Source organism: Cryobacterium sp. TmT2-59, assembly GCF_004403545.1.
Classification (GTDB): domain Bacteria; phylum Actinomycetota; class Actinomycetes; order Actinomycetales; family Microbacteriaceae; genus Cryobacterium; species Cryobacterium shii.
The window spans coordinates 21,806-28,482 of the sequence record NZ_SOGM01000074.1; the positions used below are offsets into that span (position 1 = coordinate 21,806).

Sequence of the window (6,677 nt, forward strand, 5' to 3'; positions counted from 1 at the left end):
CATCGCGCGAACATCCGAGGAAGGGCTCCGGAACAGACGGCGGAACGTCCATTTCTGCCGCCTGCCCGTGATCTAGTCGATCAAATGGATGCGACTCGACGACAATTTCTGACCACGGTCGGCACCATGGCGGCCGGGGCCATGGCCGCCGGCGGCGCGGCCGGCGCCGCGAAGGGCGCCGGATTCGGCGCGGCAGGGCACCCCGGCAGCGCGCGGCAACCGGGCGTCACCGCCACCCTGCCAGCCCCGGCCGATTCCGGGATCGACCACGTGATCGTGCTCATGATGGAGAACCGCTCCTTCGACCATTTCCTCGGCTGGATGCCTGGGGCGGACGGCAAACAGGCCGGGCTGACCTACACCGACCGCTACCGGGTCCGGCGCGCCACGCATCATCTGGGGGACTTCCAGGGCTGCGGGCACCCTGACCCCGACCACTCGTACGAGGGCGGCCGCATCCAGTTCAACTCGGGCAAGTGCGACGGCTGGTTGCGATCCGGCGAGAGCGACGCCTTCGCGATCGGCTACTACGATTCAACGGATCTGGACTTCTTCCGCCAGGCCGGACCGGACTGGACGGTCTGCGACCGGTATTTCGCGGCCACCATGGCCGAAACGTACCCCAACCGGTTCTACCAGCACGCCGGGGCCACCGACCGCACCCACAACTCCACGGTCACGAGCACGCTGCCCACCATCTGGGACCGGCTGTCCGACGCCGGACTGCGCGGCAAGTACTACTACGGCGACATCCCGTTCACCGCGCTCTGGGGCACGAAGTACCTCGATATCTCACACCCGTACGCCGACTTCCTGGCCGATTGCGCGTCGGGAAACCTGCCGGAGGTCTCCTTCGTCGACCCCCGGTTCTCCGACGAAGGCTCCGGCACCTCCGGTGACGACCACCCGCACGCCGACATCCGTTCCGGTGAGCTCTTCCTCGCCGAGGTCTACGCGGCCGTCACGAAGAGCCCGGCGTGGGGACGCACCCTGTTCGTGATCAACTACGACGAGTGGGGCGGCTTCTTCGACCACGTCGCCCCGGTCACGGCCCCGGATGCCGATCCCGGCAACGCCCTGCGCGGCTTCCGGGTGCCGGCCGTCGTGATCTCGCCGCGCGCCCGGCGCCGCCATGTCGCGCACGAGACGTACGACCACACCTCCGTGCTGAAAGCCATCGAGTGGCGCTGGAATCTGCCGCCGCTGACGCCGCGGGACACGGCCGCGCGCAACATCGCGGAGGTCCTGGACTTCACCAGCCCCCCGAACCTGCTCGCCCCGAAATACCTGGTTCCGCCCTTCGTGGCCGGTGCGCCCTGCGCGCCGGTGGGAACGCCCTCGGTCGAAGAATGGCCGGCCCTGAGGGACAAGGCGCTCGCGGACGGGTGGATGCTGCCATGAGCGTGACGCGCGGGGCACCCGGCATCCGTCGACCTCTCGGGCTGCGCTGGATGGCCGCCGCGGCCCTGATCCTGCTGGCGACGGCGACCCTGGGTCAGATGATCGACCCACCGGAGGCCGAGGCCCGGTCGGGGGCCGCGGCTGGAGGAGGCACCGGAGGCGGCACCGGCACCGGCGCCCTGCCCGGGGCCAGGCACGTCTTCGTGATCAACCTGGAGAACAAGGGCTACGACAGCGCCTGGGGGCCGGCGTCGGCTGCGCCCTACCTGGCCGGAACCCTGCGCAACCAGGGCGTGCTGCTGACCCAGTACTTCGGCGTCGCCCACAATTCCCTGCCCAACTACATTGCCCAGATCTCGGGACAGGGCCCGAACCCGCAGACCCAGGCCGACTGCCAGACCTATTCGCCGTTCGTGGGTGCGGGCACGACCAGCCCGGGACAATACGTGGGCAACGGATGCGTGTACCCGGCCGCCGTTCCCACCGTCGCCGGCCAGCTGACCGATTCGGGGCGTACCTGGAAGGGGTACATGGAAGACATGGGGTCCTCCTGCCGGCACCCGTCACTCGGTGCTGTGGACGACACGCAGAAGGCGCGCGTGGGGGACCAGTACGCGGTCCGGCACAACCCGTTCGTGTACTTCGCCAGCATCACCGGCTCGCCGGACTGCGCTCGGAACGATGTGGACCTGAATGCGCTGACGGCCGATCTGGCGTCGACCGCCACCACGCCGAACCTCTCGATGATCACCCCGAACCTGTGCCACGACGGCCATGACGCGCCCTGCGTCGACGGGCAGCCGGGCGGGCTGGCCAGTGCCGACGAGTGGTTGAAGCGGTGGGTCCCTGCGATCACGTCGTCACCGGCGTTCAAGCGGGACGGCGTGCTGGTCATCACCTTCGACGAGTCGGACAGCCCGCAAACCGATTCCTCCGCCTGCTGCGGCGAGGGCCCCGGCCCCAACAGCCCGCTGCCCGGCATCACGGGGCTCGGCGGCGGCCGGGTCGGCGCCCTGGTGCTGTCGCCGTTCGTGGCGGCGGGAACGACCTCCACCACGCCGTACAACCACTACAGCCTCCTCGCCAGCATCGAGGACACCTTCGCCCTGCCGTACCTGGGGTACGCGGCGACGCCGGGACTCAACCGGTTCGGACTGGATGTGTACAACGGGGGTCGCCACCGGTAACGGCGATTCCGGGGCATGATGAGCGCATGGGATCACCGCGCCGCCGCTGGCTCCTCGGCGCCGTCGTCGGGCTGTTCCTTCTCGCGCTCGCGTCCGCCGCCGTGTTCTGGCCAGGGGCGAACCCGTTCGCGACACCTGTCCCGTCCGCGGCATCCACCCCGCCCGCGACATCCACCCCGTCGGCCCGGCCGGGCGTGCAGCATGTCTTCGTGATCAACCTCGAGAACAAGGGGTACGACCGCACCTGGAGTGCGGATTCGACGGCCCCGTATCTGTCGGGCACCCTGCGCGACCAGGGGGTGCTGCTCACCCAGTACTTCGGGGTGGCGCACCACTCGCTGCCCAACTACATCGCGCAGATTTCCGGGCAGGGGCCGAACCCGCAGACCCAGGCGGACTGCGGCACCTACACGAATTTCGTTCAGACGGGCACGGCCGACTTCGATCAGGCGGTCGGTGACGGATGCGTGTACCCGGCCGGGGTGCCCACGGTCGCCGACCAGCTGGGCACCGCGGGCCTGCGCTGGAAGGGGTATTTCGAGGACATGGGCAAGGCGTGCCGGCATCCGTCGCCCGGTGCGGTCGACGACACTCAGCGTGCCCGGCCCGGGGACATGTACGCGGCCCGCCACAACCCGTTCGTATACTTCGCCAGGATCACGGGCTCGCCCGACTGCGCCCGGAACGTGGTGGACCTGACCGAGCTCGAGGGCGACCTGGCCCAAGCGTCGACGACAGCGAACCTGACGATGATCAGCCCGAACCTCTGCCATGACGGCCACGACTACCCGTGCGTCGACGGCGAACCGGGCGGTTTGGCCAGCGCGGACGCCTGGCTGCGGGAATGGGTGCCGCGCATCCTCGCCTCGCCGGCGTTCGCGGCCGACGGCCTGCTGGTGATCACCTTCGACGAGTCGGACAGCGCGAAATCCGACTCCAGCGCGTGCTGCGGCGAAGTGCCCGGACCCAACGCCGCCCGTCCCGGCATCGAGGGTCCCGGGGGAGGGCGCGTCGGCGCCCTGGTGCTCTCTCCGTTCACCGCCGGCGGCACGTCATCCGACACGCCGTACAACCATTACAGTCTGCTGGCGACGATCGAGGACACCTTCTCGCTGCCGTATCTGGGCTACGCGGCGACCCCGGGCCTGGCCCGTTTCGGTTCGGACGTGTTCAACACCGCGCACCGATTTTAACACCGTGCACTGACTTCAACACCGCGCGCTAACGCTGAAAGCCCGTTTCGGTGTCCGCCAGGTGCACGAGCGGACAATTCTCACAGGCGGCAGGCGTACCCTCGAATCACAGCCCGTCACGAAGGCTGGAAGGGGAGACAGTGGTGTATACCCGCGTGGACAACAGCGTCGCGGTGCAACAACTTGCGATCGGGCTGCACGATTCAGGCCGCGATCGACCGTGGGTTGTCGTGTCGTCGCCGTTCGGCACCGCCGTGCCCGAAATCGGGATCGAGCAACTCTCCAGCCAGATCGGTGACGTCACCCGGGTCTTCCTGATCGAGACCGGCGAACTCACCCGCCAGCTCGGCGACCTGCTCCCACCGCAATTCCAGGTATACGGCAGCGCCGGTCGCTCCTATCCGGTCGGCGACGCCTTCGCGACCCTGTCCCGGTCGAGGCTTCGCTTCACCCACGGCGACCCCCAGCACGCCACCGACCAGCTGGTCACGGATGCCCTCGCCCACGCCCACCAGGCCGGCCTCTTCGCGCTCGCCCCGGCATCCGTCATCACCGTCGACGGCACCGTCAAGGGCTTCATGCTCGGCGGTTCGCGCGCCCTGGTCGAGCTCGACGGCGGCGGCATGGCCACGGTCTGGCAGGAGCTGACCTACCCGCCGGTGCCGCTGGACTGGACCCTCAAGCCCGGGCAGCGCATCCGGGGTGCGCTCGATGCGCCCACCCATCGACTCAATGTGGAGAACAAGCCGCCGACCACGACCGCGATCGCCAATCGCTACCCGCACGGCAGCATCACCCTCGCCCTCGTGCAGAAGGTCAGTGCCCAGCGCGCCGTGCTGGCGCTGCACCCGCACCTGCAGTTCACGATCACCCGCGCCGACATCTCGGCCAACCCGCTCGACAAGGTCGACGCGCTCCTCTCCGAGGGCGATGTGGTGGCCGCGCGGGTGATCCACCTGCCCAGCGGCGCCCTGCACCTGTGCCTGAGCGACGTCGACGACGACGAGACCGTGCTGCCGTCGCTCTGCGCGGTGCGCAACGGCCCGCCGTGGCTGCAGGAGAACCGTCCGCTGCTGCCGCTGGTCGAAGAGGACGAGCCGACCGCTCAGGTGGTCGACCTGGTCGAGTCCCTTCCTGTTGTCGAGCCCGCCGTGGCCGGGTTCACGCCCGCGGACTCGGTCTGCGCGGGCAGGATCGCCGCCGGCGGATCCGCCTCCGGAGACGCCGGCCCAGCGGACGGCGCCGAGGCCTTCGCCCTCGCGAATCTGCTCGAGGCCCGCGCCCCGCTGCCGCGCCCGTCGCCGGGACCGGGCCGCATGCACGCCGTGCGCCGTCCGGCCACGACGTCGACTGTGATCCCCTTCCGTGTCACCCCCACTCCCGCACCCGCTCCGCATTCGGCGTTGCAGTCCACGCAGCTCTCCCTTGCCGAGGCGAAGGCGCGCATCACCCGGCTCGAGACCCAGTTGGTTGAGGCCGGGGCCACCGACTCCGACCTGGCCAAGCTGCGTGAGCAGGCCCGGTCGGCTCAGCTGCAGCTGCGCGACGCCCTGGTCGAGCTCGCGACCCTGCGCCACACGGTCGCGGAATTGCGCGATGACCAGCGAGCCCAGAGACGGATGCTGCGGGAATCCCGCCGCACGGCGCCCACCCCGGTCGCGGCGAGCGAATACGAAACCCGGCGCGCGCAGTGGGAGGACCCGGCCGGCTGGGTGCGCCACGAAATCCTGCTCGCCTGGGTCGACCGTGTTCCGGAGTCGGACCGCGAGGAATGGCCGTTGCCGCACAGCTACGTGCTGGGAGAGCGGTTCCCCGACTCCCTGGCCGGGCTCGACGACGGCCAGCTGGCCAAGGCGTTCAAGGCATCCGTCGACGTGCTGACCGGGCGGGTGAAGACCCTCACCGGGCGGCACCTGCACGCTCTGCGCCAGGGTGCAGGTCCGGCCGATCCGCATCTGCTGCGCTGGGACGGCGCCCGCTGCATGCGGGTCTCGATCGAGCAGAACACTCCGGCCGCGCGTCGGATGCACTTCTGGCAGCTTCCGGATGGCGGCATCGAGCTGGGCCGGATCGTCACCCATGACGACATGGAAGCCTAGGCCCGACCCCCTGTAAATCTCTCTCCCGGGTGACTATTCTGGAATCCTTACAGGCCGTCCACGCCCGCTGGGCCGCGTGCCCTGAGCCTCGTCAACAGGCCCTCCAGAAGCAGGAGGAAGAGATATCTATCACGATGAACAAGTTGCAGGTCAAGCCCCTCGATGCTCCAGATGAGCGCCGTACTCCGGAGAAGACCCACCTGGACCTCAACCGTCTGGGCGAGTACACCATCGGACGGATGACCATGGAGCCAGGCTGGTCCTGGTCCGAGTGCATCAAACCGGTGGTGCAGACGGAATCCTTCCGGCTGCCGCACGTGGGCTACTGCGTCTCCGGATCCCTCGAAACGGTGCTGGATGACGGCACTCGAGCCACCATCACGGCCGGCGACTCGTACACGATCCCGCCAGGCCACGACGCCCACGTCGTGGGTGAGGAACCCTGGGTGGCAATCGAGTTCGCCAGTGCCGAGGCCTACGGGGTGCCACCGGCCAAGTAAGCCGGTTCCAGCCGGTTCCAGCCGGTTCCAACCCGCCACCTGGACGTCGTCCCACGCGGTATCCAGGTGGCGCCTCTCAATCCCGGTGCTTCTCCAACCCGGTGCTTCTCCGACTTCCATGGCCGGAATTCTCGGCCCTCCTGGCGTCGCGCTACGTGTCCGGCTACTGGTCGTCGCGGGTGATGTTTTTATGTTCGATGGCGTCGGCCATCTGGATTCGCGATTTCGTGGTCTTTCGCCATCGACGCGGGCCGCTCTCGAGCCAGGGTGGTGCCATCACCTCGGGCGAGCCCCGGA

At 69.1% G+C, this 6,677-nt stretch carries 5 protein-coding genes; all 5 read left to right on the forward strand.

Annotated features, from left to right (window positions below; all coding sequences use genetic code 11):
- Positions 1 to 84 precede the first annotated feature (84 nt).
- Positions 85 to 1,401: an alkaline phosphatase family protein gene (locus tag E3T24_RS11980; RefSeq protein ID WP_134367260.1), complete on the forward strand. Its 1,317-nt coding sequence runs from the start codon at positions 85 to 87 to the stop codon at positions 1,399 to 1,401.
- A complete protein-coding gene (locus tag E3T24_RS11985; protein WP_134367262.1) occupies positions 1,398 to 2,588 on the forward strand; it encodes an alkaline phosphatase family protein in 1,191 nt (396 codons plus the stop codon). Before E3T24_RS11980 ends, E3T24_RS11985 begins: the two co-directional genes overlap by 4 nt.
- A 26-nt stretch (positions 2,589 to 2,614) precedes the next feature.
- Positions 2,615 to 3,781, forward strand: coding sequence for an alkaline phosphatase family protein (locus E3T24_RS11990; RefSeq protein ID WP_134367264.1), 1,167 nt, complete (start codon positions 2,615 to 2,617; stop codon positions 3,779 to 3,781).
- A gap of 140 nt (positions 3,782 to 3,921) precedes the next feature.
- Positions 3,922 to 5,880, forward strand: coding sequence for a hypothetical protein (locus tag E3T24_RS11995; RefSeq protein WP_134367266.1), 1,959 nt, complete (start codon positions 3,922 to 3,924; stop codon positions 5,878 to 5,880).
- A gap of 134 nt (positions 5,881 to 6,014) precedes the next feature.
- Entirely contained in the window at positions 6,015 to 6,380 is a 366-nt protein-coding gene (locus tag E3T24_RS12000; RefSeq protein WP_134367268.1) for a cupin domain-containing protein, read from the forward strand.
- The last annotated feature ends 297 nt before the right edge of the window (positions 6,381 to 6,677 follow it).

Bases quoted from the DNA above. Each gene is read 5' to 3' on its own strand.
- E3T24_RS11985 (WP_134367262.1), top strand. From the start codon at position 1,398: ATGAGCGTGACGCGCGGGGCACCCGGCATCCGTCGACCTCTCGGGCTG.
- E3T24_RS12000 (WP_134367268.1), top strand. From the start codon at position 6,015: ATGAACAAGTTGCAGGTCAAGCCCCTCGATGCTCCAGATGAGCGCCGT.
- E3T24_RS11990 (WP_134367264.1), top strand. From the start codon at position 2,615: ATGGGATCACCGCGCCGCCGCTGGCTCCTCGGCGCCGTCGTCGGGCTG.
- E3T24_RS11980 (WP_134367260.1), top strand. From the start codon at position 85: ATGGATGCGACTCGACGACAATTTCTGACCACGGTCGGCACCATGGCG.